This is a genomic window from Xanthomonas sp. A1809, assembly GCF_017746015.1.
GTDB classification, from domain to species: Bacteria; Pseudomonadota; Gammaproteobacteria; order Xanthomonadales; family Xanthomonadaceae; genus Xanthomonas; species Xanthomonas euvesicatoria.
In genome coordinates, this window is the sequence record NZ_JAGHWZ010000029.1 from 12,749 (window position 1) to 39,638 (window position 26,890).

The window sequence follows — 26,890 nt, forward strand, 5'->3', positions numbered from 1 at the left end:
CACCATGCGCTTCCCGTTCCCGTTACTGCTGACAGCCGCCATGGCTGCCGCCACCATGAGTGCTGCCCAGGGCGCTGCCCCCGCTGAAGCGCTGCCGGCCGATGCTGCACGCAATGTCGTGTTGGTGCACGGCGCCTTCGCCGATGGCTCCGGTTGGCGCAACGTCTACGAGCGCCTGGTCAAGCGCGGCTATCGCGTGACCATCGTGCAGAACCCGCTCACCTCGCTGGCCGACGACGTCGCGGCCACCCGGCGCGCGCTCGATCAGCAAGACGGCCCAACGGTCCTGGTGGGACACTCCTGGGGCGGCACGGTGATCAGCGAAGCCGGCGTGCACGACAAGGTCGTCGGCCTGGTCTACGTCTCTGCACTCGCGCCCGATGCCGGCGAGACCACCGCGCAGCTGTACCAGGGCTTCGCACCAACGCCGGAGTTCGTGATCGACACCCGGCCCGACGGCTTCGGCTTCGTGCGCCCGGCCAACTTCAAGGCCGGTTTCGCCAATGATGTGAGCGACGCCGACGCTGCATTCATGGCCGCGTCGCAGGTGCCGATCAAGATGTCCGCATTCGGCGAGCGGCTGCACCATGCGGCCTGGAAGAGCAAACCGAGCTGGGCCGTGATCGCCACCGAGGACAAGGCGTTCGACCAGGCGATGCTGCTGCACATGGCCAAGCGCATCGGCGCGGACATCACCACCGTGCCGGGAAGCCACGCGCTGTTCATCACGCAGGCGCAGACCGTGTCCGAAGTGATCGACCGCGCAGCGCGTGGTGCTGCGACAAAAGCCAAGTCCACCTCCAAAGCCAAGAGCAGCGCCAAGACAGGCTGACGCCAAGGTCGATGGCGAACGGGACCGTCGCCGACCATCGGCGACGGCCACGCACCACAGAAGCAGACTCGACAATGCGGTTCATTCGAAAACCTCGTGGTCGGATCGGGCTGGCGACGGGATCGGTCCCTCACCCGTGTTGTCGCAGAGCGAGTGGCTGGTCACAAGATCGAACAAAAGTCGTCATCGACCACGGCACGGAGCGTGACCACCCGCTCGTCGACGTGGCAAGCCGACACAAAAACACCCTAGCATCGTGCGTGAAGATGCCGTCCCCGCGACGGCGTATCGTGGCACGCCGCGCATGGACGCACTCCCCCAACGCGGTCGATTCGGTCACCCCAGCCGGTCGACACTCGGAATCTGTCCGCGAACGCGGTCATGCCGGGATCGAGAGTCGATGATCAAGCTGCATTCCAAGTCCCCCTCCTCCTCTGACGTATCCGTTGCACGTCCCGCACCTGCCGCCAAGGTGCTGGTGGTGGACGACGATCAGGCGATGGCACACGTCGTCATGGGCCACATCCGCTCCCACGGCATGGAAGCCTTTGTCGCCACCAGCAGCAGCGAGGTTGCCGAGGCCTTGCGTCGACGCGAACCGGATATCCTGCTGCTGGACCTGATGCTCAAGCACGAAGACGGTCTGGACTTGTTGCGCGCCTTGCGCAAGGAATCCGACATTCCGGTGATCATCATGACCGGGCATCGCCGCGACGAAATCGATCGCGTGGTGGGGCTTGAGCTGGGCGCCGACGACTACCTGCCCAAGCCGTTCGGGCTGCATGAACTGACCGCACGGATCCGCGCCGTGCTGCGTCGCCATATCGCCTCCAAGGTGGCCGTGGCGCGTGATGCGGGCGAAGGCCGGGTGCGCTTCGCTGCCTGGGAATTCGATTTGCAGGCCCGCACGGTGGGGCGCGCGGGTACGCCCGCCATTCCGCTGACCAAGGGCGAATACGCGCTGTTGCGCGCCTTTGTCGATGCGCCTGGACGAGCGCTGAGCCGAGAGCACCTGATGCGTGCCACGCGTCTGCATGAGGACGTGTTCGATCGCAGTATCGACGTGCAGATCCTGCGCCTGCGACGCAAGCTGGAACAGGATCCGCGCGAGCCGACGCTGATCGTGACCCAGCGCGGCGCCGGTTATGTCTTCACGCCGCCGGTCGAGCACGCTCGATGACACAGCCGCCGGCGCGAGCCAGGCCAGACCATCGCAAATGGCGTTGGTCGCCGGCGCCGATCCTTAAAGTCGCGCTCGCTTCTGCAGCGTTACTCGTCATGCCGCTCGTGCCGGCAGCTGAAATTGCAGCCCCGTCGGTGCGCACAGGCGAGCCCATCCACGCCATCCAGCCAGCGACCGGCCTGGATAGCCGCAAGGTCGCACTCGGCGCGCTGCTGTTCAATGATCGCCGGCTGTCGGGCGACAATCGCGTTGCCTGCACCTCATGTCATCACCTGGCCAGCAACGGTGCTGCCGCCGATGCGATGACCCGAATGCCCGGGCGCGCGACGCCAGCGTTCAACACACCGACCGTCTTCAATGCCACCGCAAATTTTCGCCTGGGCTGGCGCGGCAATTTCCGCAGCCCGGAAGCGCAAACGGCGTCGTTGCTGGAAAACCCCAGCGTCATGCGCGCCGATATCGCGACGGTGGTAGGACGACTGCAACAAGACACGGTGCTCAATCAGCGCTTTCGCGCGGCCTATGGCAGGCCACCGGATCGGGCCGCGCTGTTCGATGCCATCGCCGCCTACGAACGCTCGCTGGTCACGCCGGGCAGTCGCTTTGATCTCTGGCTGCAAGGCAGCGACACTGCGCTCAGCGCACAGGAGCTGCGCGGCTACACCACCTTCAAATCGATCGGCTGCATCTCCTGCCACCAGGGCGTCAACGTGGGCGGCAACCTGTTCCAGCGCAGCGGCATCTTCGCTCCCGCCGCACGGCATGGCACCCCGATCCTGCGGGTTCCCAGCCTGCGCAATGTCGCGACCACCGCGCCCTACTTCCACGACGGCAGCGCGACCACCCTGCCCCAGGCAATCAAGGCCATGGGTACGGCGCAACTGGGCGTCACACTGAGCCCGGCGGATGTGGCCGACATTGCCGCATTTCTGCAGACATTGACCGGCAAGCACCAAGGCCGGCAGTTGACGGCGCCGGCGCCGTGAGGTGGGCGACGACTTTCAGCGCCGTGCTGCTGGCGGGGCTGATCTTCTTCAGCCTGTGCATGGCGGCGCTGGATCGCGACACGCAGCGTTACGGTCATGCGTTGGACGCATTGGACGCGCTGGACATGGTCGATACCAATCTGGACAACGACGTGCTGAAGGCACGCATTGGCCTGTTGCGCGACTACGATTCGCTGGTGAGCGGCGATGCCCGCGCACGCGACATCTTGCAGCACTTGCGCCACCTGGCCGATCACGACCCTGCGTTGTTCCGGGCAATCGCGGCGCTGGACGCCGACTACAACGAGAAATCGCTGCAGCGGGAACTGTTCAAATCGCAGAACTCGCTGCTGTCCAATTCGCTGGCCTACTTCTGGAGCGAGAGCAGCGCGCAGATCCGGCAAGGCGAAGATCCCGCTGAGGCGCGCGCAGCGAGCATGCTGGCGAGCGCGGTACAACGCCTGAGCCTGGACACGACCGGCGATGCAGTGGCACTGGCACGCCGACGCCTGGACGAAGCGGCACAACGCACAACAAGCGCGCCACTGCTCCCGCATGGACGCATGCTGCTGAAGCTGCTGCCGGAGACAGACACCACCATCCGCCGCATGCGTCCGATCGCTTCGCTGGCCTCGTATGGACAGCTCAAGACGTATCTGCAACAGCAGCATGCCAGCCAGCAGGCCACCGCACGCCAGGTTCGCTTCCTGTTGCTGGCATTGGCCGTGGTCATGTTGGGCGCCTTGCTGTACCTGGGCAAGCTGCTGCGGCAACGCGCGCGGGTGTTGCGTCGACGCGCGGAATTCGATCGCTTGATGGTCGCGGTGTCGCGCCGCCTGGTGGCCAACGATCGCCATCAGCTGGACGCCGGCATCGAGGCCGGACTGGTGCGGTTGGCGAAGTGGGCCAAGCTGCCAAGCGCTCGCCTGGGTCTGGTCCCGGTCGGTAGCGACGCGCGGATCTGGCCCGATCCGCAGGGCGACACCTTCCGCGCGATGCTTGCCGCGCTGGCATCCACCCAACCGATCGCCGCCAGCGATGTGCTGGTCGTCGACGCCAACGGCACCGTCGCCGTGTTGGGCACGCCCGAACGCGTGCGCGACGCGCAGTGGCTGTGCCTGCGGCAACACGCAGACGCCGGGACGGTTGCGCTGCTGTGCTTGCGGCTGCCGCCACGCGCCCCGCGCCGCGATCGCGGCCTGGCGACAGTGGCCGAACTGTTGCCGCAGCTGCATATCGCGCTCGACACCCTGTTCGATGCGCTGGAGCGGCGACGACTCGAAGACGAAGCGCTGGCGCTGGAACATCGCCTGGAACTGGCCCGACGGATGGAAACGCTGGGGACCATGGCCAGCGGTATCTCGCACAACTTCAACAACATCGTCGGCGCGATCCGCGGTAATGCCGAGATCGCACTGTCCAAACTGGACCCGCACTCGCCGGCCTCGGAGCACCTGCTCGAGATCAGCCATACCACCGCCCACGCCTACGATCTGATCGAATCCATCCTCAGCTTCGGCCGCGTGCAGAACTACAACGTGCAGCCGGTCGAATTGAACGCCTTGCTGCAGGGCGCGGTCTCGCTGCTGTCGGTCTCGCTGCCCTCGACGGCGGCCATCGACCTGCAGCAGGAGCAGGAGCCGCTGCACGCGTTGGGCAATCCGGCGCAACTGCAGCAGATCATTCTGAATCTGGCCAGCAACGCCGCGCAGGCGATGGACATGCGCGGCACGGTCACGATCCAACTGTCCGCCGGAAAAGGCACTGCAACCGACGGCACGCCCCGGCGCATCGCGCAATTGCGTGTGAGCGATCACGGCATCGGCATCCCGCCCGACCAACTGGATCGCATCTTCGATCTGTTCTTCACTACCCGCAGCGGCGGCACCGGGTTGGGGTTGGCAACGGTTCGCAAGATCATCGATAACCACGACGGGCGGATCGACGTGGACAGCGCACTCGGTGTCGGCACGACCTTCGTGGTCGAGCTGCCGCTGCGCACGGGCATCACAGCCGCGCCCCAGGCCGCTCCCCTGCCGAAGACGCGCTCGCGCCATGCGAGCTTGCTGTTGTTGTGCGACGACGCGGCCGAGCTCGACCGCCTGGAAGAAATGTTGGCCGCACTCGGGCACGAACCGGTCGGCATGTTGGAGCTGCCGGCCGCCGTCGCGATGGCGGCTGCCGATCCGGCGCGCTTCGATGGCGTGTTGCTCAAGCGCGATCGCGCCGGCGATGCCGAACAGGCCATCGGCGCGCTGCACGCCGCGGCACCCACGCTGCCGCTGATCCTCGCCACACGTGCGAGCCTGGCGACACGCAAGGGTTTGGGCGGCGCCATCGCCGAGATCATTGCGCAGCCGTTCGATCTTGGCGCGCTGGCCATGGCGCTGGAACGTGCACTGGGTCGCACGCTAGAAGTTACAACGCAGGATGAAGGCACCCCTGCTCTGTGACAAATGAAACACAGTCGCTGCGGATCGACACCGGAACGTAGCGCGGGCTGCCTAGCGTAGCGGATGCCCAGGCGCAGCAGGCCGCCTGCATTCCACTACGAGCGATCCACGACATGAATATCCGACCAAGCGACTTACCTCTTCTGGTGTCCCTCGACGCATTGCTCGAGCTGAAGAACGTCACCCACGCAGCGCAGCGATTGCACATGAGCCAACCGGCACTGTCTTCGCAACTGGCACGGTTGCGCGTGCTGTTCAAGGATCCCTTGCTGATGCCCTCGGACACCGGGCGCGGCATGGTGGCCACGCCGCGTGCGGATCAACTGGCATCGCCACTGCGCGAAGCCATCGGCAAACTGAGTCTGCTCGGCAAGGACAGTGCGTTCGATCCGTCGACGTCATCGGCGAGTTTCCGCATTGCCGCCGCCGCCGATGCGATCGGCACGCTGGGTGCGGGGTTGGCGGGATCGATCCAGGCCCAGGGCAATACGAAGATGCGCCTGGAGTTCGTGCAGATCGGTGCCGACACCAGCCTGGACGCCTTCGAAAGCGGCGAGCTGGATCTGCTGATCGATCATGCGCAGGCAGTTCCTTCCGCGCTGCGTCTGCGCCGCCTGCGCGACGAACGTTACGTGCTGGTGCAGCGCCGTGGCCATCCGCGCGGTACCGCAGCGCTGAGCGCGGCAAGTTACAGCCGGCTGTCGCATGTGCAGGTGGCACACGCACAGGCCTGCAACCTCGCCATCGATGCGCAACTGCAGCAGTTGGGCCACACCCGCCAGATCGCGGTGACCGTGTCGCAGTGCGCGACCGCGCGCGACATCGTGCTCGGCACCGACATGGTCGCCACGGTGCCGGCCACGCTGGCAGCGGAGAGCGGGCATGCACCGCTGGACTGTTTCGACCTGCCCTTCCCGCTGCCGGACATGGCGCTGGCAATGGCCTGGCACCGCCGCAACGATGGCCATGCCGCGCATCGCTGGTTGCGCGAACGCGTGCTGGAACTGCTGGTTCCAGCAGCGCCCGCCACGGCCGGCAGCGCGACGCGCCGCCGGCCGTGGCGACCTCGTGCTGTCCGTCTCGTGAGCGGCGCCATGCAGATCGACAGCGAACAGCTACTGCAGCCGGTCGACGCACAGGCGCCGTCCGGTCCAAACCTGGAATACACCCCGGAGTTCCAGAGCCTGGAAGAACTGGCGCGCCCGCGTCAGGAACGCGCACTGGGCGCGGGCGTGCTGGTGCCCGAGGCGCCGGAATGGCGTCAGGTCGCCGAGAGCGCCGAGCACTTGTTGCTGCGCTCCAAGGACTTGCGGCTGGGCATCTTGCTGAGCATTGCCCGCCTGCACCAGGACGGGCTGGTGGGCTGGTCCAGCGGCGTCAGCCTGCTCCGGCACCTGCTGGAGCGGTTCTGGGACGACGTCCATCCTGGTCTGGATGCCGATGAGGACAACGACCCGACCGAACGCGTCAACGCCATCGCGGCGCTGGCCGACAGCGAGCGCACGCTGACGCAGCTGCGCAACGTCCGCCTGTTCAAGGGACTGCATCCTGGGCACTTTTCGCTGCGCGATCTGCGCATCGTGCAGGGCACGCTCAAGCGCGCTGCGGACGACCCCAGCGAAGCGCCAGAGCCGGCCGCCATCGATGCCTGCCTGCGCGACTGTCCACTGGAGGCGCTGCTGGAGCTGGATGCGGCCCTGGCCGCTGCGCAGGACGATATCGCCGCGATGGCCGGCCTGTTCGCCGAGCGCACCCCGGGATATGGACCGGAGCTGGCGCCGTTGACGCACGACCTGGGCGAGTTGCGCGCGTTCCTGCGGCCTTATGTCGCCGAGCGTTTCGGCTCCACGGCCGACCCAGCCGAGCATGCAGCATCCGTCGCCGACGGCGCCAATGCACCCGCACCGCGGGCGCACGCCCTGGAGCATCCGGACGACGTTCGCCGCATGCTCGATCAGCTGTGCGATTACTACGCGCGGCGCGAGCCTTCCAGCCCGGTGCCGTTGTTGTTGCGGCGCGCGCAACGGCTGGTCGGCCTGGATTTTGCCGCGCTGATGCGCGACCTGGCGCCACGCGGGATCGACGAGCTGCAAGTGGTGTCGGGCCAGGACCATTCCGATTAGCGGCTGACAGAACCACCGCACCGCCGCCGGGCGGGCGTGGACGACGCTGTGGATCCTGATGCAGTACGTCTGCACTGTGGTTTTTGTGTGCCATCCACGCTCACCTGGCGGCTGCTCGCGGCTGTCGGTCAAACGCGCTAGCCGCGTTGCCGGCCTGCATGGCGGGCGTCACAACGTAGAAAGGCCATGCCAGTACACCCAGGCCGCGCCCAGCAGCATCACCGCCGCCCATAAGCGCAGTTTCCACGAGCGCAACGCCGCCTGCAGGGCGTTCGGCGGCTGGCGATCGCGCCGTACCGTCACGATTGGGGTCGGCAAGTTGCGCGGCGCTGCGACACGCCGGCGGCGCTCGGTCGGTTGGCCTGCCGAGCGCACGATCGATTGCAACAATTGCAGGCGCCGCCGCCGATACTCGGCTGGGTCCAGGCGGCGCTCCGCCTGCGCCGCGTTCAAGTCCTGCAGGACCAGGTTGGCCCAGGTTTCCCAGTCGCTCATTCCACGTCTCTCACCAGGCGTGCACCGATCCCGCGCGCGGCCTCGCCGTTGGAGCTCACTGCGCCGGGGCCGATACAGGCAGCCGCACCGCGCTGGCTGCCGCGCACGGCCACGCCGTCTCCATCCTGGACCCACTCGGCGATGCCGCCGGCCATGTCGAGCAGCCCCCAGCTGTTGGAGACGGTCGCCGTGCAGGCGCGCTCGCCGGCGCGTGCCGCACGCAACCACTCGGCATCGCGCGGCAGTCGGTATTTGCGGCCGCTGACACTGCTCAGCCAGGCGGCGTAATCGCCGATCAGCGCGAGGCGTACGTCGTCCACCGGCGCCGACCTGCGTGTCCAGCGCGAGACGCTGCAGCGCTTGGTATCGGCGCAGAACACCGCGAATTCGGCCACGCTGATTTCCCGCCGCATCATCGCCAGCGCCCGCCCGGGCTTGGGCAGCACCACCAGTTCAGGGCCACGACCATGCTTGCCCAGGTCGTCGCTGCAGATGGCCGCACCGCCAGGCGGTGCCGTGACCCGACAGGGATCTTCCGGCTTCGTCGGCGTTGCAGGCGCAGCCGCCACCGGCTCGAGCTTCGGCAGCAGTGTTGCGGTGTAGGACGCGCGTTGTCGGCCCGCCTTGGCGACATCGCTCTGGAAGGCGCGGAAGCCGTCGGCGTCCTGCGCTTGCAGCGCCATCCTGCGCTCGCGCAGACGCTGCAGCACCGCCGGCGCAGGCAGTGCGGTGCCGAGCTGTTCCAGCTCCAGCGCAAACTGGTAACGCGCCAACGCCTGACGCAGGCGCGGGGCGTCCTGTGCGTCCAGTCCCTGCCCAACGACGGCGCTGGCGTCTTTCCAGCGTCCCTCGCGGCAAAGCCCGCGTGCCAGCCCCAGATAGGCATCGGTCAGCCGTTGCGCGTCTTCGCTGCGCAGGAAGGGATGGCCCGGGCTGCTGGCCGCGATCTGCGCAAGTTGATTCTTCACCTTGACGACGTCATTGGCGGCCGCTGCGGTGCGCACCGACTCGATGCGCGTGGCGATCTGCGCGGCACGCTGGGCCTGCGCATCGTCCACCAGCGGCGCCGGCGGGACAGATGGCGCGACAGACGCGGTGACGGTTGCCGCGTCGAGCTCGTGTGCGCATTCCTGCAGCAGCGTGGAATGCGGGAACACGCGGCGCCCGGTCGCGAGCCAGCGGCGTGCTTCATCAACGCGACCTGCGCTGAGCGCATCGGCGCATCCACGCCGGTAGCGCAATTCGAGTTCGGCATGGCGCAGCAGGCCGCTGTCCGGTGCCAGGCGGCGCACGCGGTCGAGCAGCGCGACCACGTTGCCGGGTTGATCCTCGAACAGGGCACCGGCGTCGATTGCGCCGGTCAACGCGGTGTCCAGACCATTGAGCAGGCGATCGCGCTCCTGCTCCATGGCACTGCGACGCGCATCCAGGCGTGGCGAAAACAGCTTCCACTGGTCGCGCAGGATCAAAATACGCTGCGCGCCCACATAGTCTTCGCGGCCGCGTGCCGGCTGCCAATAGTGATCCAGCCGCCTCAACAGGAAGGCCTCGATGGTGCTGCTGCGGTCCAGGATCAAGCGCCGGCGGTCGTCCTCTCCCAGCGCCCACAATGCCGCCCGTGCATGCGCCTCGTGCACGAACCGGTTCGGCGCTTGTGGCGAGAAGCGCTCGAGCACCCCGGCCACCTTCTCCCGCTGCGCATGCGCCTGCAGCCACACCGCCGCACCGGCGCCGCCGGCCAGCAACAGCACGCCCGCCAGCAGGTACGGCAACACACGCTCGCTGCGGCTACGTGGGCGCAGTTGCTCCAGCAAGACCGTCATCGTCGGCCGTGCCGCGGCCGCGAACGCCAGGCTGCTGCGCAGTGCGCGATTCTGCCGGCGGCTCAGCGTCGACAACGGCGCCACGCGCAGCTGCTGCGCCTGCGCCTGCGTCGCCGATTGCTTGCCGAACGGGTGGCGGCCCGACAGCAGCTCGTACACCACGCAACCGAACGCGTAGACGTCGTCGGCGAACGCCGGCTCGTCGCCGCGCAACATTTCCAGGCTGGCGTAGGCAGGAGTCAACGCGCCCAGCGTGGACGCGTCGAACAGCGTGTGGTCATCGCCGGACTCGGCGCCGGCCAATTTCGCGGCGCGGGCGATACCGAAGTCGAACACCTTGGCCACGTTTCCGGTCCCGACCATGACGTTGCCCGGCTTGAAATCCGAATGCACGATGCCGGCCGCATGCGCGCGTTGCAGGGCGCGCCCCATGCCTTCGATCAGCGGCCATGCCTCGGCCAGCGGCATGCCCTCGCCCAGCCGGCTGCGGATCAGCCCGCGTAGGTCGTCGCCCTCGATGTACTCCATCGTCATGAACACGATGGCGCCGTCCTTGTCGAAGTCGTACACGCGCACAATATGGTCGTGGGCCAGGCTCTGCGCGCGACGCGATTCGCGCTGCAGTGCGATCAGCGAATCCGGATGACGGCGAAAATCGTCGTTGAGCACTTTCACCGCGATATAGGGATGGCGGTCACGTGCCTCCACCTTGCGTTCGTCGCGCGCCAGGTAAACCACGCCCATGCCGCCACGGCCGATTTCGCGCACCAGCAGAAAGCGTGCCTTCAGCAGCATGCCCACGCCCACCTGGGCCTCGCCCTGCAATTGCGCGACCCGCCGCCAGCTCGATGCGCCGGCACTGTCATCGCTGTGCGTTGGCGGGTTGACCCGGGTCGCCGCGTCCGCCGACGCCTGCGCGGCGCGCTGCTGGGTCAGCGGTGCGATGCGGGTGACATCGTCATCCACAGCCGGCGGCTGTGGTGGCGTATCGGCAAGGTCGCGGGCCGGTCGTACGCGGGTACGGTCGTCGTCCGGCGGCGAGGTGCGGCCGGTCGTGTCGTGATCGCGGGTGGTCATGGCAGAGCATTCCGTGGGGCCAGGCGCAGGGCCACGGCCGAGACGTTGTCGCGCCCGGCACGGCCGAGCGCGGTATCGAACAGGCGCGCCACCAGCGCAGCGGGCTGCTGCTCGCGCCGGCAGTGGGCGGCGATCTCATCGTCGCTGAGTTCCTTGTTGATGCCATCCGAGCACAGCAGGTAGTGCTGCCCCGGCCGGCGCGCGCGCACCATCCAGTCCACGTACAGCGCATCGTCGGCGCCGATCGCGCGGGTGAGCGCACCGCCGGCCGGCTGCGCTCGTCCCACCTGCGTCAACTCGTCCTTGTCGCCGGCCACATGGTCGCGGGTCAGCAATTGCAGCCGGCCGTCCTCGAAGACATAGGCACGGCTGTCGCCCACCCAGCCGCACAGCAGCAGGTCGTGGTCGTGCACCAGCACCACCACGGTGCTGGCGATCACGTCCACCCGCCGCGCGCGCGCCAATGCACGCAGTTGCTGGTTGACCTGGCCCAGTTGCGCATCGATGGCATCGACGAAGCTGGCCAGGTCGCCGTCGCGCCGCAATGCGGCCAGTGCATCGACGACCATGCGACTGGCGAGATCGCCGGCGCTGTGGCCGCCCAGCCCATCGGCCACTGCCCACAGGCCGAGATCGTCGCGCAGCAGGATCGCATCCTCGTTCTGGCGCCTGACATTGCCTTGCTCGGTACGCCCGGCGGACACGTAACAGGCGCTCATTGCATGTCCTCTGCAACGCATGCGTTCGCTGTTTGCAATGCGCCAAGCAGGGCGTGTGCATGGCAGGCCGCAGGCCAGCCGGCGAACTGCATCCAGGCACCCGGCGCAGATGCTGTCATGGCCGTCCACCACAGGCTGCTGCCAGCGGTGATTGCGCCGGCAGACAACGGCGGCGACGCCGACATGGTTGTCTCGTCGTGCGCCTGCTGCGCGAGTGTCACGCAGGCGCGGTCCAACCAGGCACCGTCCTGCTGTCGCTCTGCACCGATGTTGCACAACACTGTGTCGGCAGCATCCAGCCACGTTGGCAGATGCAGATAGGTCGGCATGACCGCACCCGTCGTGCCATCGGCATCGCCTGCAGGCAGCGGTGCGACGATGACCAGGGGAAAGGCGCGACCGACGCGATCGACGCTCGCACGCATCGCCCCGGCCCATGCGGCCGTCCCAGCGAGGCCCGGCGGCAGCAAGAAGCGCCACACCGGCGCCTGGCCCGCACGCGCCCTGCTCACTGCCCCGGCGGCAGACAGCACGTCCTGCATCGCCGCGTGCCATGGGTCGACAAAGCTCTCCGGCAAGCGCCGATGCACGAAATCGCCGACCGCGGGCAGCTTGCCGTAGAAACCCGGCGGGCGTTGCATGGCGCTCATGGGCAACTGAACCGCTGCACGGCCGACGCCGTGAAAGGATGCCGCAGGCTCGCCGGCTGGACGTCCATCCGCACCGTGGCGCTGCCCAGCGCGAGGCTGGCGGTGTAGTCCAGATCGCCGCTGCGGCGCAGCCGCCCGGCCTGCAGCGCCCGAAACCAGGCCCAGGGACCGCGGTATTCGAGCACCGGCAAGGCCTGTCCGCTGGCGTCCCACGCGGCGACACGCACCAGGCCCGGGGTTGGTCCGGGCCAGGTCATCGACTGGCTGGCACGCGCGCCCTCGCGCACCTCCAGGGTTTGCCCATCCACCTCCAGTTGCAGCCGGCTGATTGCCGCTTGCGGTGGGATGGAGACAGTGAAGGCGACCTGCGGCTGCGCGCCGCCGCCCGCGAAGAACGCTTGCTTGATCTCGTCGGCCAGTTGCGCGCGCTCCAGCACGTCGTCGGCACCGACCGCCACCATGCCCGGATTCCATTGCCAGCGGCGCCCGCTGGTATCGACCTTGCCGAGCAGGGACTGCTGCGCAAAGCGGTCCATGCGCCCGCCGGGTCCGAACAGTTCGGCGAAGTCGCGCAACGGGATGTCGTTGCGGCTGCCCGCCACGAACGGAAAGCGCCCGCTCACCAGCAGCGCGCACTCGCGTCCGGCCGTCTGCCGCTGCGCGTTGCGTAGCGCCTCGCCGGCGCTGCTGGCAGTCAATGCGCGGCCGCGGCCGGATAGGGTCGCCATCCAGTTTCCCAGCGGCGGCGGCAATTGTTCGGCCTGTTGCGCGGCGATCAGCAACGCCGGATCGTTCTGGTCGGCGGCAACGCCGGCAGCAGCGCCCAACAGCGTACGGCTCATCTGGGTCAGCGCGGCCAGGGTTTCGTCCAGCGCGCTGGCGCCCGGGCCGCCATCGAGCAAGCGGTTGAGCGGCTCGAAATGGCGTTCGATCGGGTCGGCCGCCACATCGGGCTCGGCCGCGGCGGTGGCCTCTCCACCCGCTGCAGCACCCGCACCGCCCTTGGCCGGTGGCGTGCGCCCCAGTGCGTGGGTGTGTTCGCGCAGCAGCACCAGCAAGGCCTTCAACGGCGATGCCGGCCCGCCCAGCTTGGCGGCCACCGCACTCGCCTGCCCGGTCTGGGCGACCGGCCGCAGCACCAGGTCGGCCAGCAGGCTGTCCCAGGCAGCGATGTAATCGCGCTGATACAGCGCCAATACCTGGCGCTCCAGCTGCGAACGCGCCAGCGGGTCCAGCGGTGCCGTGCCCAGTACCCAATCGTCGGCGAGGAACTGCTGCACACCACGCGCGATGCCGCCACCGGTCTGTGCCTGGAACGCCTGGCGGGTAAACAGCGGCGGCAATGGCGCAGACAAGGGCAGGCCACTGCGGCGTTCGAAGACACCGCCCAACAGGCCCAGGCGGCGATCCAGGCGTGGCGCCTGGCCGGCATCGACGCCGGGTTGCGTCAGCTTGAGGCCACCGTAGACCAATGCCGGCAGTTCGGCGGTTCGCAGGCTCGCCCGTGTCTGCTCGATCTGCTGCCGATCCAGCGCGAGCGCGCGGGCACCGTCCACCGGACCCAGCAGGGCGCGCAGATGCCGGTTCAATCCCGCACGCACCGACGCATCGTCGGGAAATATCTGCCGCCAGACCGTGCCTGCCAGCGTGGCCAGATGCAGGACGTCGCGGCGCGCAGGGTCGCCCAGCATCAGGTAGCCCTTCAGCAGCGGATACAAGCGTTGCGGATCGTTGCTGGCCTGCTCCAGCTTGCGTCGCAGCGATTGCGCCAATGCCGGCAGCAGCGCGCCGTTGAGGTCGCGCAGATAGGCGTCCTGCACATCGCGCGCCAAGGCCCTGCCCTGGTGCAGACCGAAGCGTCGCGACCACGGGATCGACTGACCCGGCGGCAGTGCCACATCGCGCGCGCGCGCCAGCGCGTCGAAACGCTGCAAGGCCTTGGCATAGAAGGCGGCCTCGCCGGCATCGGCAGGCAGCGCGCCGGCAGGATAGGCGTCGAGCGCATCGCGCACCTGCCCGATCAGTTGCACGTTGCGGGCGTAACTGCCGGCCATGCCCGACAGCACGCCCAGGGTGGTGGCGGTCAGCACAGCCCAGCAGGCCAGCTGCAGCAACCGACGGCGCTGCGCGCTGCCGGGTTGGCTGCCGGCCAGGCCCGCCTCGGCGAAGACGACGTCGTTGAGCAGGCGTGGCAGGAAGTAACTGCGTGGCGCGCTGATGGCCGGCGGCAGGCCGGCAGCGGCGACGCCGAAGTGTCGCGCCACTGCCGAGATGACGCGGTCGATCGGATGGCCTTGCTGCGTCCCCGAGCTCAGATAGACACCACGCAGCCACGGCTGGCCGGCATAGCCATGGCGGCCGAACGCGGTCTGCACGAACTCCATCAGCGTCGGCTGCAGCAACCGCAACTGCTGCGGGAAGGACAGCACCGCGGCACGCTCGCGTGCATCGCGCGCCCGATGCAGGCGCTCCAGCACGCGCTGATCGATCCGCTCCAGCAGGCGTTCGAGCTCGGTGGGGAATCGCGTCAACGGATCGGTGTCATCGGCAGGCTGCGCCTGTGGGAACGACACTCCCCACACCTGCGCGCGGCCGGCGGCATCCAGATCGGCGAAAAATTCGGCAAAGCCCGACACCAGGTCGCATTTGGTCACGACCAGGTAGACCGGCACGCGGGCGCGCAGTTTGTCGACCAGTTCGTCCAGCCGATGACGCACCGCGCGCGCATGCGACAGACCGGCATCGCCATCGAGCTCCAGCAGCTCGGCCACGCTCACGGTCACGATGACGCCATTCAACGGCTGCCGGCGGTGCCGCCGCAGCAGGTCCAGAAAGCCGTGCCAGGCACCGGCATCGGCGATGGCGTCAGAATCCTGGGTGGTATAGCGCCCGGCGCTGTCGAGGAACACAGCCTGGTCGGCGAACCACCAATCGCAGTTGCGCGTACCGCCAACCCCTTCCAGCGCGGCGTGGTTGCCATGGTCCTTGAGTGGAAACTCCAGGCCCGAAGACTGCAGCAAGGTGCTCTTGCCGGAACCGGGCGCGCCGATCAGCAGATACCAGGGCAGCACATGCAGGCCGGGACCGTTGCGACGGCGCCGCCGCAGCACCGCCATCGCCTCGGCAAAACGCGCACGCAGGCGGACCTGTTCCTGCGCTGCACGTGCGCGGCTGTCGTTGCCGCTGGCGTCCTCGGCGCTGGCGCCCTGCCCGACCAGTTCGCCGGCCATGCGCTGCTGCTTGGCGTTGTCGTGGCGCCAACGCAGGTAGCGCCACCCCGCCCACACCAGCAGCAGCACGGCCACGGCCAGCAGGCGGCCGCTCACGCTGGCCAGCGGCTGCATGCGGCCCACGCTGAGATAGGGGCCGCCGACCCAGACGAGCATGGCCAATAAAGCGAGGACGGCAGCACTGGCGACGTAGCGGGTGCGCAGGAAATCAAGCACAAGGCGCATGGGTCAGGTCTCGGGAATCAACAGGATTTCGACGCGCCGATTGCGCGCACGGTTGCCGGGCAGCTGCGGCGGTAACGCAATGGGCTGGGAATCGCCCGCGCCGCTGGTCTGGACGCGGCGCGGGTCGCGCAAGCCGGCCGCCAACACGGCGCCCACGCTCTGGGCGCGGCGCGCCGACAAGGCGAAGTTGTCCTTGAAGCGCAGCGAGCGCACCGGTTGGTCGTCGGTATGTCCCACCACCACCACCCGCCCCGGCACCTGTTCCAGCGCCGCAGCAACGCGTTCGAGCAGGCGGGTCTGATCGGCATCCAACTCCGCGCTCCCGCTGGGGAACATGGACGCACTGGCCAGCCGCACCGTGCTGCGACCATCGCCCTCGGTCTGGACGGTCAGCCATCCTGCGCGTTGCTCGGCGGCCAGCAGCGGTGCAAGCGCTGCGGCGGTTGCGGGTGTGGCCGCCGCCGGGATCGGCAACGTCACCCGCTCCAGGCCGATGCGCGCCAGCTGCGCGCTGATCGGCGCGGTCAGCGCATTGAGGCGTGCATGCAACCACACGAACGCCAGCAGCACGATGCACAGCGAGGCCAGCGTCGCGATCCACAGCGGCGTGGCCGCCGTATTGCGCAGCAACGGTGCCTGCGCGCCTTGCCAGTTGGGCGACAGCTCGGCAGGCGCCGGCAGGCGCTGGCGCTGGATGAGTTGGTACAGCTCGGCCTGGCGATCGGCCAGCCGCGCGCGCCCGCCCTGTTCCACCCGATAGCGACCGCCAAAGCCGAGCGCCAAGGCCAGATACAGCAGCTCCAGCAGGTCCAGGTGCCGCGCCGGATCGCGCGCCAGCCGATCGAGCAGGTCGAAGACCTTGGCGCCGCCATAGGTCTCGCCGTGGAAGGTCACCAGCAAGGTGCGCTGCGACCAGCCGCTGCCCTCGCCCCACGGCGCGGCCAGCACGGCTTCGTCCAGCAGCGTGCACAGCACATAGCGCGCGGCGATGCCGGTCTTGTCGTCGATGCCCTGTTGCCGCAGCTCCTGCTCGAAGCGCTGCAGGCGCGTGCTGCAGTGTTCGCGCAAGGTGGCGATGTCCGGCGTCTGGGTGGAGTGTCGCAACTGCACCGCCAGCAACAGCAGCGGCGTGGCGGCGCGCACCACCGCATTGCCCTGCATCGCGCCCGGCGCCGCACGCATGACGGCATCCAGGTCGGGCGGTGGCACGGTGCGCGTCGTCGCCTGGCGAGCCGGCGTGGCGGCGGCGGGCCGCGGTGCCGGCGTCGCGCTGCGGACCACGGTGGCATCGTCGTCGTGTTGATCGACCGTATTGCTCATCTCAATTCCTCACCGCCCACAGCTCCAGTTCCAGGCCGGGAAAACCACTGCCGAAATGCAGCGCCACGCCACCGGAGGTGCGCAGCGTCTTCCACAGCGACGATTGCCGATCGAGTTCGAAGTAGGCGCAACCGGCGTGATACGGCACCTGCCGCGGCGCCATCGCCAGCGCGCTCACGGCCACCCCTGGCAATTGCAGGTTCACCAGGTCGCGAATCTTCTCCACCGGGCCGATCTTCGATTCGGTGGGCAGCCGCTTGCGCAAGTCTTCGGCGCGCAGATCGGCCTTGACCGCCAGCACGAACGCCGCCGAGTCCAGCAAGGAAGGATCGGGCACCATGCCCACCCATACGCCGTACTTGCGTTGCTGCAAGGGCACGGCGATCGCCGACTGTTCGAGCACCGCGCTCAGGCTTTCGCGCAAGGACACCACCACCGGCTCGAAGCTCGCCTGCAACGCATCGTGTGCATACGGCGGGAATGGCCCGCTGCGTTTGCTGGCACGGGTGAAGGTCGCCAGTTCGCCAGCCATCCCCAGCAGCACGCAGTACAGCGCTTCGGGATGCTCCAACGGCGCGCTCGCCCAATGCGCCACCAGCGGTTGGTAGCGGTTGATCACCTGCAGCATCAGCACGTCGGCGATTTCCGCCACGCCACCCCGGTCGCTGCCGGCCACGCGTTCGGCCAGCGCCTGGCCGCGCTGGTGCAATAGTCCCAGCAACTCGGCCAGCAGCGTAGATAGGCGCGCTGCGCCTTCGATCCGGCTGGCGGTCGGGATGAAGGCGTCATCGAGAATCACCCGTCGATCGGCGCGGCATTCGACGATGCGCGCCATCGGCACCTCCACCAGCCCTTCGCCCGGTTCGGACTGCAGGCGCAGGCGACTGGCCAGCACGCCCACTTCCAGCAGCACGGTGCCGGCGATGCTGCCGGAGGCATCGCCGACTTCCGCTTCGCCCACGCGATAGCGCGCCAGCCGGCTGCCATCGCCATCAGGCCAGGCGCTATCGGGTTGGGCGGTTGCGCGCAGCGGCAGCGCCAGGCTCACCACCTGGTCGCGGCAGTTGGCCGGCACGTCCAAGGCTGGCGGCGCCGGATCGCGATCGGGAATGGAAAACGGCGTGCCGTCAGGAAAGCAACCGCGGGCGCGGCGGATGCCGAGCTTGCCGATGGCAAGCAGTTCCGGCTCCAACTCCAATTGGCTGAATCCCCACGCATGCGGGCGCAGCGCGCCGGCCTGCAGTTCCATGTAGCGCTCGAGATAGCGCTCCTGTTGTTGCATGTGCTGCGGGCGCAGGAACAGGCCCTCGCTCCAGATCACCTTGTTGTAGGGGGTCATGCTCGGTCGCCGTCTGCGGGTTGGGCCTGCGTCTTGGCGCGGGCCAGCTGTTGTTCGTAGGCGCGGGCGAACTCTTCGCCGAACAGGCGGCGGAAGCGCTCGTCAGGATCGCCGAGCAGCTCGCGGTAGTGCTGCGCGTAGCGTCGCCAGGGCCGATTGCCCCAGGCGGCGAGCGCGGAATGGCCGGCGGCGTCGGCCTCGAAGCGCGCCGGATCGAACTGGGTGAACACATGCTCGAAGGCCGCACGCATGCCGGCCAGCAAGGCCACCTGGTGACGCCCGATGTCTTCCATGGCTTCGTCGATCGCAGCCGCACCGGTCAGATAGCCGGGGCCTGCTGGCGCCAACAGGCGAGCGACCGCTTCGTCCACGGTGGCGGCGAACTTGAGGGGATTGTTCTCCGTGCGCTGGATCAGCGTGACCGGCAGGCGCAGGCTGTTCTTCAGCTCGGCGCGTGCGCGCAATACATCCATCAGGCCTGCGGTCATGGCGGCGAACAGCGCAGGCAGTTCGGGTGCATCCGGCGACTGTGCGACGACAGGCTGCGCCGCGTCGGGGATCGCAGCGGACGTCGATGCCGGCGCGACTTCGCTTGCCGAGGCCGGCATTGGCATTGGCGCCGGTGTCGGTGCTGGCGCCGCGGCGACGATGGAAACTGGCGCGGGCTGCAACGGCGTTGGCACGGCCGCGATTGCATCGATAGCCGGCGGCAGCGCGAATTCGCTGCGTGTCAGATCCCAATGCTCGGGCAACACGACGCCAGCGGCAGCCGACACGGCCACGGGGGCACGGTAGGCGTCAGCCGTTGCCGGCGCATGCCCCAGCCCGAACGCCGCCGCATCGCCCTGGCTGCCGGCCAGCGTGAACGAAGTGGCGAACAAGGCCAGCGGGTCGGTGTCGGCCGGTTGCGTCGACGCTGCCCCAAGTTCGGCAAACACATCGCGCTCGCGCTCCAGCGGCGGTTGCTGGGATGGCTGCGGTGGTGGCGTCGGCGACAGTGTCCACGGCTCGGCGTGATTCCAGGTCTGCGTGGCCGCCGGAACAGCGGTGACGCCTGCGCCTTCCACCGCCACGTCGATCTCGAAGGCATCGATGCGCAAGGCGTCGCCGGCATGCAGCGGCACCGGGAAGCCGGCACGCAGCGGCACGCCGTTATGCAGGACACCGTTGGTGCTGTGATCCTCGATGAAATACACGCCGTCGAGATAGCGCACGCTGGCATGCAGGCGCGATACGCCTTCGCCTTCCAGCACCCAGTCGCAGGAGGCGTCGCGGCCGATGCGCCCGCCTTCTGCCGCGAAGCTGGCCTGCGGCGGCCTGCTGCCCGACACCGCCTGCGCATCGCGCACCGTCAGCGTCAGTCTGGGCGACGCCGCGCTCATGGCGTACGCTCGCGCACGCGCAATCCGGACAGCAGCCGTGCGGCATCTTCGCTCCAGCGCACCAATTGCGCTTCGAAGGTTGCAGGCTCGCGCCCAGCCAGATGCAGCAACGCCGCCACTGCCGCCGCCGCAGTCAGGTGATCGGCCACCGGCGGGCCGTCCTCCTCGCTCAGGCTGCCATCGCTCCAGGCCGCGGCCGCCGCCAGCCAGGCGCCGACCGATTGATAGTCGTCGTCGGCGGCGAATGCACGTGCGCTCTCGCGCTGGCTGGGGCCCGGCTGCTGCACCCACGCCTGCGCCAACCGCAGACCTTCGCTGTCGTGGCCGCTGAGCGTTTGCGCGCGCATGCACTGGCACAACCACGCCACCGCATACGGCCTGGGCAACAAGCGCAACGCCAACGGCAACGCGTCCTGGGCAAGCCCGCGCGCCAGCAATTCGCGCACGGCAGTCTCCGGCGCCATGTCCGGCGCCAGGGCGGCATGCGCGCAGGGAGAGAGCCGCATCTGCCGCGCGGCGGGAAGAATCTGCAACATGGCGGTCCTCAGGCGATGATGGGCGGAGTGCCCTTGAGCACGGCCGGACCGGACGACTGCAATAGCATCGCCGCGTTGGCGCGCGCGGTGGTCACGGCGTTGGATTGCAATAGCACCGACGCGTTCGAGCGCAGGGTCAGGTTGGCCATCGCGCTGACATCGACACTGACGCCGCCCTGGATGCCGACGCTGACGCGTCCATCGAGGGTGAGCCGGGTGCCGCTGAGCACGATCTCGCCGCTGGCCTTCAGCTGCAGGCGGGCCATGCCGGTCACCAGCTCGATCTCGCTGCCGGCCTGGATGCGCAGCGCCTTGCCCACGTCCAGACGGTCGTTGCCGCCCACGGTGTGGCTGCGTTCGCGTTTGACCTCCGCGGTCTCGTTGCGGTCGACAGTGACGAAATGGTCGTTCTCCACTTCGTGGCGCAGATCGCGCTGCGCATGCAGCAGCAGCTCTTCGTTGCCCTTCTTGTCGTCGAAACGGATCTCGTTGTAGTCCTCGGCGCCGCCCAACAAGCTGCGGCTCTTCACTCCGCTGCGGGTGCGGTGCTCGGGCAGGGCATACGGCGGCATCTGGTCGGCGTTGTAGACGCTGCCGATGATCAGCGGACGATCCGGATTGCCTTCCAGAAAGCTCACCACCACCTCCTGGCCGACACGCGGAATGTGCTGCGCGCCCCAGCGTTTGCCCGCCCACGCCTGAGCCACGCGTACCGGGCACGAACAGTCGGCGTTCGGCGTTCCTGGCGGGCTCCAGAAGAAATTCACCTGGACGCGGCCGTGCTGGTCGACCGCGATGTCCTCGGGCGTCTTGCCGTCGACCACCGCGGTCTGCAATCCGGCGATGCTGGGACGCGGTGTGGTCTGCGGGCTGCGGTAAGGCTGCCGGCTGCGCAGCGCACGGAAGGTGGACGCAAACGGCTCGGCAACCGTTTCGCCACCGGACACATAATCCACTTCGACCAATTCGGTGTTCGCGCTGGTCACCAGGTATTCCTGGTTGTGCTCGGCCAGCGGGAAGTCGCGTAGCTTGAACAACGCGCCCACCTGCAAACCGCAGGCATCGGTCCAGCCCTGGTACTGCGCCTGCGCCACGTTGAGTGCTTCGGCACGCACCTGTGCGTGGCGGCGGCCGGCGGCGACATCGAGATGCTCGCCGGGATAGTCGAACACCTCCAGCTCACCCAACGCCGGTCCGGAGGACTCGGCAGGAGTCTCGTTCACCCGCAGCGACGCCTTGGGCTTGAGATAGTCGTAGTCGTCCAACCGCACGCGCGTGCTGTGCGCGCTGCGCGCCAGCGACCAGTCGGTGATTGCGTCCTTCATCCGGCTGCCCTTCTGTCCGGGCGGGCAGTACGGAATCTGCGCGAACGGCGCCACCGCCTCGTGGCCGCCAAGGCTATCGGCCAGCACCAGCGTATGCGTGCTGGCGCTGTGTTCGAAGTAGTAGTAGATGCCCTCCTGCTCCATCAGCCGGCTGACGAAGTCCAGCCCGCTCTCGCGGTACTGCACGCAATATTCGCGCGGCCGGTAGCTCGCGCTCAGGCGCAACTTGACGTCGGTGCAGCCAACGTCGGCCAGCAATGCGCGCACCAGCTCCGGCACGCTCTTGTTCTTGTAGATCCGGCAATCGCGGCGCTGCCCGAGCAACCACAGCTTGGGCACCAGCGAGAAGGCATAGGTGGCGTAGCGCAGCCCCTCGATCTGCTCGAAACCGGTCTGCTCGGCTTCGGCGACAATGCCGTGATAGTGCCGCACATAGCCCTGAGGCGAAGTGACCTTGACCGCCATCGGCTTGCCCAGCAGAGCGCGCAGGTCGATCGCCACATCGCGGCTGATGCCATGCAAGGCGAACGCATACGGGCGCCCCAGCGCCTCGTGCGCACTCATCCGCACAAAGCGCAGCGTCTTGCCCAGCGGCGACTGCAAGGTGATGGCGTGGGCCATGATCAGGCTCCCGGAGTGGTCTTGCGGTACATCGGCGCGGAGGTCGATGGCATGCGATGACTTTGCCGGCCGCGCTGGCTCGCAGGAAATCGAAAATCGCGATGCCACACATACCGGCGACGAGTAGGTCTTCCCGCTCACGCCATGGCATCGCCTCGATGCCCGGCATGCCCTCTTAACGGATCAGCTGCTGGATCTGGGCGAGCACCCGTGCATAATCCGTGCTCGACAGGATGTAGTCCCCTTTGTCCCAGGCCAGCCCGCAGCGCCCGCCATCGGTTTTGGCGACCGGTATCCGGGTCACGCCATCACCACGACTCCCAGGCAGCGTGCATGCATCGGTGGTGAATTCCAGCATCAGCCCGCGTAGCGGTCGATCTGCAGGACGCCCCGCCTTCTGACCGATGAACTGGTCCCATTCCTGCCGGCACCACTGGCTGTCCCTGAACTCGTCCGTGTAGCAAAACAACATCAACTGCGCCTGGCGCATCGCCGCCTGATAGAGCGCATTCCAGTCCTCGCGCATCGCACCGATGGGCATTGCGCCCGTCGGCGAACGCATGTGCGCGCGGGTATCGGGAGCGACCGTGGCACGATCGTCGATCGACCGCGACACGATCGAATCGACATACACCGCATCGATGTCGTAGAGCCCAAGGCTCTTCATCAACTCGCTACGCAGCCAGTGCATGAAGGTCGAGCCATGGTTGGCCATGGCGAAGCTGGTGAGGATTCTGCAGCTCATGCGCTTAACCGCCTTGCAGGATCCTGCACGCGCGATCGCAGCATTGCTCCACAGTGCTCCCGGAATCCAACTCGTCCATGGCCTACATGGCCTACCCAATGCAAGCCGGCTTGGCCGTGCGCCCCTGTCACTGCGTTGTCCATGTCGTTCTCCGTAATAGTCGTTGAATCGTGCAACGCATCAACCGAGGAATGCCCCGATCGGATTCAGCACGTGCCGCCGCCAGACGCTGCCTTCCGCGCGCAGGCCGGGTTTGATCCACTCCTCCACAAGGCCGTCCTCGCTGCTCGGCGCATAGCCGGACTCCTCGACATAGCGCGAGCTGAAGTCCTTCGGCAGTCCCATCTGCGCCATGCCCGCGTCGTACTGGCTCTGCGTGATCAGATCCTTGTGTCTGTGTCGCCATCTTGAACAGTGCCGTGTTCAGCGCCACGAACGGCAGCATCTTCTTGTCGTTGCGCGAACTGTCGATCCACGCATCGCCCTCACTCTGCGCATCACGCCAGGGGCGGAACGCATTAATCCCGCCAGAACCTCATCTTTTTAATCGCAGAGATGAACCTTGAGTTCGGCTCTTTACCTGAAACCACGGTAATTGCAGAGATGAACCTTGAGCTCGGGTCTTTACCTGAAACCACGGTAATGGCCAGACTCCGATCATCGTTTGTGATCAGTCCGTAGCACCCGGCCAAGGAACGTCCCTTGGTGTCGATGTAATCGGATGGACGAAACTCAAGGACGTTCGTCGAAGTACTCCTAATTTGGTCCCAGGCGCTCTTGCAATCATTTCCTTCACCCGTCGACACGTGGCAAACCATTCTCCGCCCGTCCTGAGCAGTGTAGGCAGCCATCAAGCAGCCGCTAAAGTTGTAACTGATCACATCCAGTCCTCCCGAATGGACTGCACTGATGGCATTCGGGATGAAAGGAAGGTACTTCGTGGCGTACCCCTCCAGTACCGTGCCGGGCACCTCTATCAAGCCACCGCGGCCTGTTAGCTCCCCTTCTTTTCTAGGAAGCCAGCTGGCGTCATCGCCAACCTTGATCTTCTTTTCCAACATGTAAGCCTCCTCTCATGTGCACATGTGTTCTTTGTCGCGGGGTATCGCCCTGCCTGGCAGCTATCAATGAATGTCGTCCACCGAGCTAAAGGAAGTTCACTCTGACCCAAGTTTTCCGGAGGGCGCTTTGCGGTATCGCTCTCTCTGCGGCGGGAAGATGCGATGCATGTCCGCTGGCGCGTTCTTTGTCTTGCTAGCTCCGGAGGTCATACGTCGACGAAATGGCGCCGCAGCGTGTGCCAGCGACTGACCGTGAAGTCCGCACTGCGGTTGTGAACGGGCAGCCCTCCATTCGGCACTCCGCTCTCGCCATTGGTGACGTTGCTTACTCCCACCTTCGTCGAATTCTTGAAGGTGATCTGCGGAATGTCGTGGCCGTTATGCTCAAAGAAGAGGTGGTACGCGACATTCGTCTCTGCCTTGCGGTGCCTGGTGATATCGAAAGACTGCGTGGGCAGGTCGACAGCCAGCTGAGCCCGCACCCAATTGCGCAGCGCCGTGGGGTCATGGTGGGTGACGTGACCCACGATGAGCAGCCTGCGGGGTGTCCCGCTTCTGGCATAGTCAAGAAACTTTGCGGCCCCCTGCGCGGCCATGCCCTTGTCGATCGAGTCGAGCGTCTTCACCGTGACGTGCCAACCGACGAGTTCATCCGGCAACACGACGACTACCGCCACGCATGAACTGACGTTCGGAAAGGCCAGCACGCGACCATGGGCTGCGGTTTCTTCTGTGATGTACTTTGCATTGACCATTTCGGATCCCGTTCTTGTTGATGCAGCGATGGAGAAGCGTCGAAGCACACCTTCTGCAGCCAACTATCACTAGACGCGAACCGACGTTTCGCGTCAGATGCGCGCTGCGCGATTGGGTCTGGCAGCGGACGTCCTCGGATCGCAGCTTTTCTGCAATTGCATGCACGGCCGGCGATCAAATGAGTACGCATCTATCCTCGCGTCTTTTCATAGATCACCTCGTCTCTTCGTACACGACCCATCTGCAGATCGCTTCGATCAGCCTTCCAAAGTCGGCATTGACCGACCTTCGCGTTCCACACCGTGTCACGCGCCACGACAACCGGCTTTTCCTTTCCCACCGTGGCATGAAAGGTAAAAGCTCGACCCAACTGGCCGAGATGGCGACGAACTTCAACAATCATCCATTTCTGGCAGTCCGCGCAGATCGTCATGTTGACTTCGATGGTGATCTCGAATGGCGTTCCGTCCGCGGTCGCCCGTATTTCACGACAGATCCTTGGCCATGCCTCTCGCCAGGCTTTGCGTTCGGCGTGATCGGCGAGATCGTTGACCCGCCCTCCCCGCCTCCCGCCACCCATGGCGGCATCGCTGCTGCCGCGCTCGATACCATTCAGATACACCGTCGCCTTGGCCACCATGTTTTCTGCCCTCAGAATTCGTAGAAAAAGCCATCCGCCACGGCCGATACGCGCGAATGATTGATTTTTTTGCCCTCAATCACCCGAGTGAGAAACTGCCGACTGATCTCCGGCAACATCGAGTTAGTCAAAATCGCATCAATCATTCGTCCGCCCGACTCGCTTTCAGTGCACCGCGATACCACCAGCTCCACCACCGAGTGGTCGTACTCGAACGGAATCTTGTATCGCTCCTCGATGCGCTTCTTGATGTGATTCAACTGCAGCCGCACGATCTGCCCGAGCATGTCGTTGCTCAGCGGGTAGTACGGAATGGCCACCAACCTGCCGAGCAATGCCGGCGGAAACACCTTCAACAACGGCTCACGGATGGCCTTGGCCATTCCGTCGGGATCCGGCATCAGTTCCGGGTCCTTGCACAGGCTGGCGATCAGGTCAGTGCCGGCGTTGCTGGTGAGGATGATCAAGGTGTTGCGGAAGTCGATGCGGCGGCCTTCGCCGTCTTCCATCCAGCCTTTGTCGAAGACCTGGAAGAACAGTTCGTGGACGTCGGGGTGGGCTTTTTCCACTTCGTCCAGCAGCACCACCGAGTACGGCTTGCGGCGCACCGCTTCGGTGAGCACGCCGCCTTCGCCGTAGCCCACATAGCCCGGCGGTGCACCCTTGAGCGAGGACACGGTATGCGCTTCCTGGTACTCGCTCATGTTGATGGTGATCAGATTTTGTTCGCCGCCGTACAAGGTTTCGGCCAGCGCGAGTGCGGTTTCGGTCTTGCCCACGCCGGAGGTGCCGGCCAGCAGGAACACGCCGATCGGTTTGTCCGGGTTGTCCAGACCGGCGCGGCTGGTCTGGATACGCTTGGCGATCATCTCCATGGCATGGTCCTGGCCGATCACGCGCTTGGCCAGCAGGTCGGGCAGGCGCAGCACGGTGTCGATCTCGTTGCGCGCCATGCGCCCGACCGGGATGCCGGTCCAGTCGGCGACCACGGCGGCAACCGCTTGGTAATCGACGGTGGGCAGGATCAGCGGCGATTCGCCTTGTAATGCTGCCAGTTCGGCCTGCACCAACTGCAGGCGCGCTAACAGCGTGTCGCGATCAACTTGCACCGGTGCGTCGAGCACGGCAGTGTCGCCAGACGCCGACTGCGCCACAGCGGCATCTGCGTCGGTGTCGGCCTCTGCTTCCAACGCACTGCCGGTGCCTTCCACCGATGAATTACCGCTACGCAGTTGTGCGCGCAACGACAACAGCTCGTCCACCAATGCCTTCTCGGCAACCCACCGCTGCTCCAGATCACGCAGGCGGCCGTGCTCGCTTTCCAGCAAGCCGGCACACGCAGCGGCGCGCTCCTCCACCACGATGCCAA

The 26,890-nt window shown here is 66.9% G+C and carries 21 protein-coding genes, 1 other RNA gene and 1 pseudogene; 7 read left to right on the forward strand and 16 right to left on the reverse strand.

Features of this window, described 5'->3' with window-relative positions; genetic code table 11:
- Nucleotides 1–4 precede the first annotated feature (4 nt).
- The 7 genes and pseudogenes from J7396_RS21605 (at nt 5) to J7396_RS21635 (ending at nt 7,720) form a co-directional block, all read left to right on the forward strand.
- Nucleotides 5–832, forward strand: coding sequence for an alpha/beta hydrolase (locus tag J7396_RS21605; RefSeq protein WP_209262097.1), 828 nt, complete (start codon nt 5–7; stop codon nt 830–832).
- A gap of 400 nt (nt 833–1,232) precedes the next feature.
- Nucleotides 1,233–2,012, forward strand: coding sequence for a response regulator transcription factor (locus J7396_RS21610; RefSeq protein WP_209262098.1), 780 nt, complete (start codon nt 1,233–1,235; stop codon nt 2,010–2,012).
- On the forward strand, nt 2,009–3,001 hold the full coding sequence (locus tag J7396_RS21615) for a cytochrome c peroxidase (protein WP_014090210.1): 993 nt from the start codon (nt 2,009–2,011) through the stop codon (nt 2,999–3,001). Before J7396_RS21610 ends, J7396_RS21615 begins: the two co-directional genes overlap by 4 nt.
- Nucleotides 2,998–5,454: a two-component system VirA-like sensor kinase gene (locus J7396_RS21620; protein ID WP_209262099.1), complete on the forward strand. Its 2,457-nt coding sequence runs from the start codon at nt 2,998–3,000 to the stop codon at nt 5,452–5,454. Before J7396_RS21615 ends, J7396_RS21620 begins: the two co-directional genes overlap by 4 nt.
- Nucleotides 5,455–5,567: 113 nt before the next feature.
- Nucleotides 5,568–6,540, forward strand: a pseudogene (locus J7396_RS21625) (LysR family transcriptional regulator).
- 8 nt (nt 6,541–6,548) lie between these two features.
- Nucleotides 6,549–7,577, forward strand: a complete 1,029-nt coding sequence (tssA, locus tag J7396_RS21630; protein WP_209262100.1) for a type VI secretion system protein TssA — start codon at nt 6,549–6,551, stop codon at nt 7,575–7,577.
- 58 nt (nt 7,578–7,635) lie between these two features.
- Nucleotides 7,636–7,720, forward strand: a non-coding RNA gene (locus J7396_RS21635) — sX9 sRNA.
- Between the two features lie 25 nt (nt 7,721–7,745).
- On the opposite strand, the gene J7396_RS21640 is transcribed toward J7396_RS21635, so the two are convergent.
- The 16 genes from J7396_RS21640 to J7396_RS21715 form a co-directional block, all read right to left on the reverse strand.
- Entirely contained in the window at nt 7,746–8,072 is a 327-nt protein-coding gene (locus tag J7396_RS21640; RefSeq protein ID WP_209262101.1) for a hypothetical protein, read from the reverse strand.
- Nucleotides 8,069–10,972 (reverse strand): bifunctional serine/threonine-protein kinase/formylglycine-generating enzyme family protein, encoded by a 2,904-nt coding sequence (locus J7396_RS21645; protein ID WP_209262102.1) that lies wholly within the window; start codon nt 10,970–10,972, stop codon nt 8,069–8,071. The genes J7396_RS21640 and J7396_RS21645 overlap by 4 nt, the downstream gene beginning before the upstream one ends.
- Nucleotides 10,969–11,691, reverse strand: coding sequence for a PP2C family serine/threonine-protein phosphatase (locus J7396_RS21650; RefSeq protein ID WP_008575760.1), 723 nt, complete (start codon nt 11,689–11,691; stop codon nt 10,969–10,971). The genes J7396_RS21645 and J7396_RS21650 overlap by 4 nt, the downstream gene beginning before the upstream one ends.
- Nucleotides 11,688–12,341 (reverse strand): type VI secretion system-associated protein TagF, encoded by a 654-nt coding sequence (gene tagF, locus J7396_RS21655; RefSeq protein ID WP_209262103.1) that lies wholly within the window; start codon nt 12,339–12,341, stop codon nt 11,688–11,690. The genes J7396_RS21650 and tagF overlap by 4 nt, the downstream gene beginning before the upstream one ends.
- Nucleotides 12,338–15,796 (reverse strand): type VI secretion system membrane subunit TssM, encoded by a 3,459-nt coding sequence (gene tssM, locus J7396_RS21660; RefSeq protein WP_209262104.1) that lies wholly within the window; start codon nt 15,794–15,796, stop codon nt 12,338–12,340. Before tssM ends, tagF begins: the two co-directional genes overlap by 4 nt.
- 3 nt (nt 15,797–15,799) lie before the next feature.
- The gene (gene icmH, locus J7396_RS21665) at nt 15,800–17,116 is read right to left on the reverse strand and encodes a type IVB secretion system protein IcmH/DotU (RefSeq protein WP_209262105.1); all 1,317 of its coding nucleotides are present in this window, start codon (nt 17,114–17,116) and stop codon (nt 15,800–15,802) included.
- Between the two features lies 1 nt (nt 17,117).
- The gene (gene tssK / locus J7396_RS21670; RefSeq protein WP_014090200.1) at nt 17,118–18,455 is read right to left on the reverse strand and encodes a type VI secretion system baseplate subunit TssK; all 1,338 of its coding nucleotides are present in this window, start codon (nt 18,453–18,455) and stop codon (nt 17,118–17,120) included.
- Nucleotides 18,452–19,837: a type VI secretion system-associated FHA domain protein TagH gene (gene tagH / locus J7396_RS21675; RefSeq protein ID WP_209262106.1), complete on the reverse strand. Its 1,386-nt coding sequence runs from the start codon at nt 19,835–19,837 to the stop codon at nt 18,452–18,454. The genes tssK and tagH overlap by 4 nt, the downstream gene beginning before the upstream one ends.
- Nucleotides 19,834–20,373 carry a hypothetical protein gene (locus J7396_RS21680; RefSeq protein ID WP_008577836.1) on the reverse strand — a complete coding sequence of 180 codons (540 nt, stop codon included), beginning with the start codon at nt 20,371–20,373 and terminating at the stop codon, nt 19,834–19,836. Before J7396_RS21680 ends, tagH begins: the two co-directional genes overlap by 4 nt.
- An 8-nt stretch (nt 20,374–20,381) precedes the next feature.
- Nucleotides 20,382–22,319 carry a type VI secretion system tip protein TssI/VgrG gene (gene tssI, locus J7396_RS21685; RefSeq protein ID WP_209262107.1) on the reverse strand — a complete coding sequence of 646 codons (1,938 nt, stop codon included), beginning with the start codon at nt 22,317–22,319 and terminating at the stop codon, nt 20,382–20,384.
- 175 nt (nt 22,320–22,494) lie between these two features.
- Nucleotides 22,495–23,034, reverse strand: a complete 540-nt coding sequence (locus J7396_RS21690; protein WP_223866238.1) for a toll/interleukin-1 receptor domain-containing protein — start codon at nt 23,032–23,034, stop codon at nt 22,495–22,497.
- Nucleotides 23,035–23,244: 210 nt separating this feature from the next.
- A complete protein-coding gene (locus J7396_RS21695; protein WP_008577833.1) occupies nt 23,245–23,418 on the reverse strand; it encodes a hypothetical protein in 174 nt (57 codons plus the stop codon).
- A 164-nt stretch (nt 23,419–23,582) separates the two neighbouring features.
- Nucleotides 23,583–24,125 carry a hypothetical protein gene (locus tag J7396_RS21700; protein ID WP_209262108.1) on the reverse strand — a complete coding sequence of 181 codons (543 nt, stop codon included), beginning with the start codon at nt 24,123–24,125 and terminating at the stop codon, nt 23,583–23,585.
- A 206-nt stretch (nt 24,126–24,331) separates the two neighbouring features.
- Entirely contained in the window at nt 24,332–24,880 is a 549-nt protein-coding gene (locus tag J7396_RS21705; protein ID WP_029819433.1) for a hypothetical protein, read from the reverse strand.
- 191 nt (nt 24,881–25,071) lie between these two features.
- A complete protein-coding gene (locus J7396_RS21710) occupies nt 25,072–25,521 on the reverse strand; it encodes a hypothetical protein (protein ID WP_209262109.1) in 450 nt (149 codons plus the stop codon).
- Nucleotides 25,522–25,532: 11 nt separating this feature from the next.
- A partial coding sequence (locus tag J7396_RS21715) for an AAA family ATPase (RefSeq protein ID WP_209262110.1) occupies nt 25,533–26,890 on the reverse strand: 1,358 nt, incomplete at its 5' end.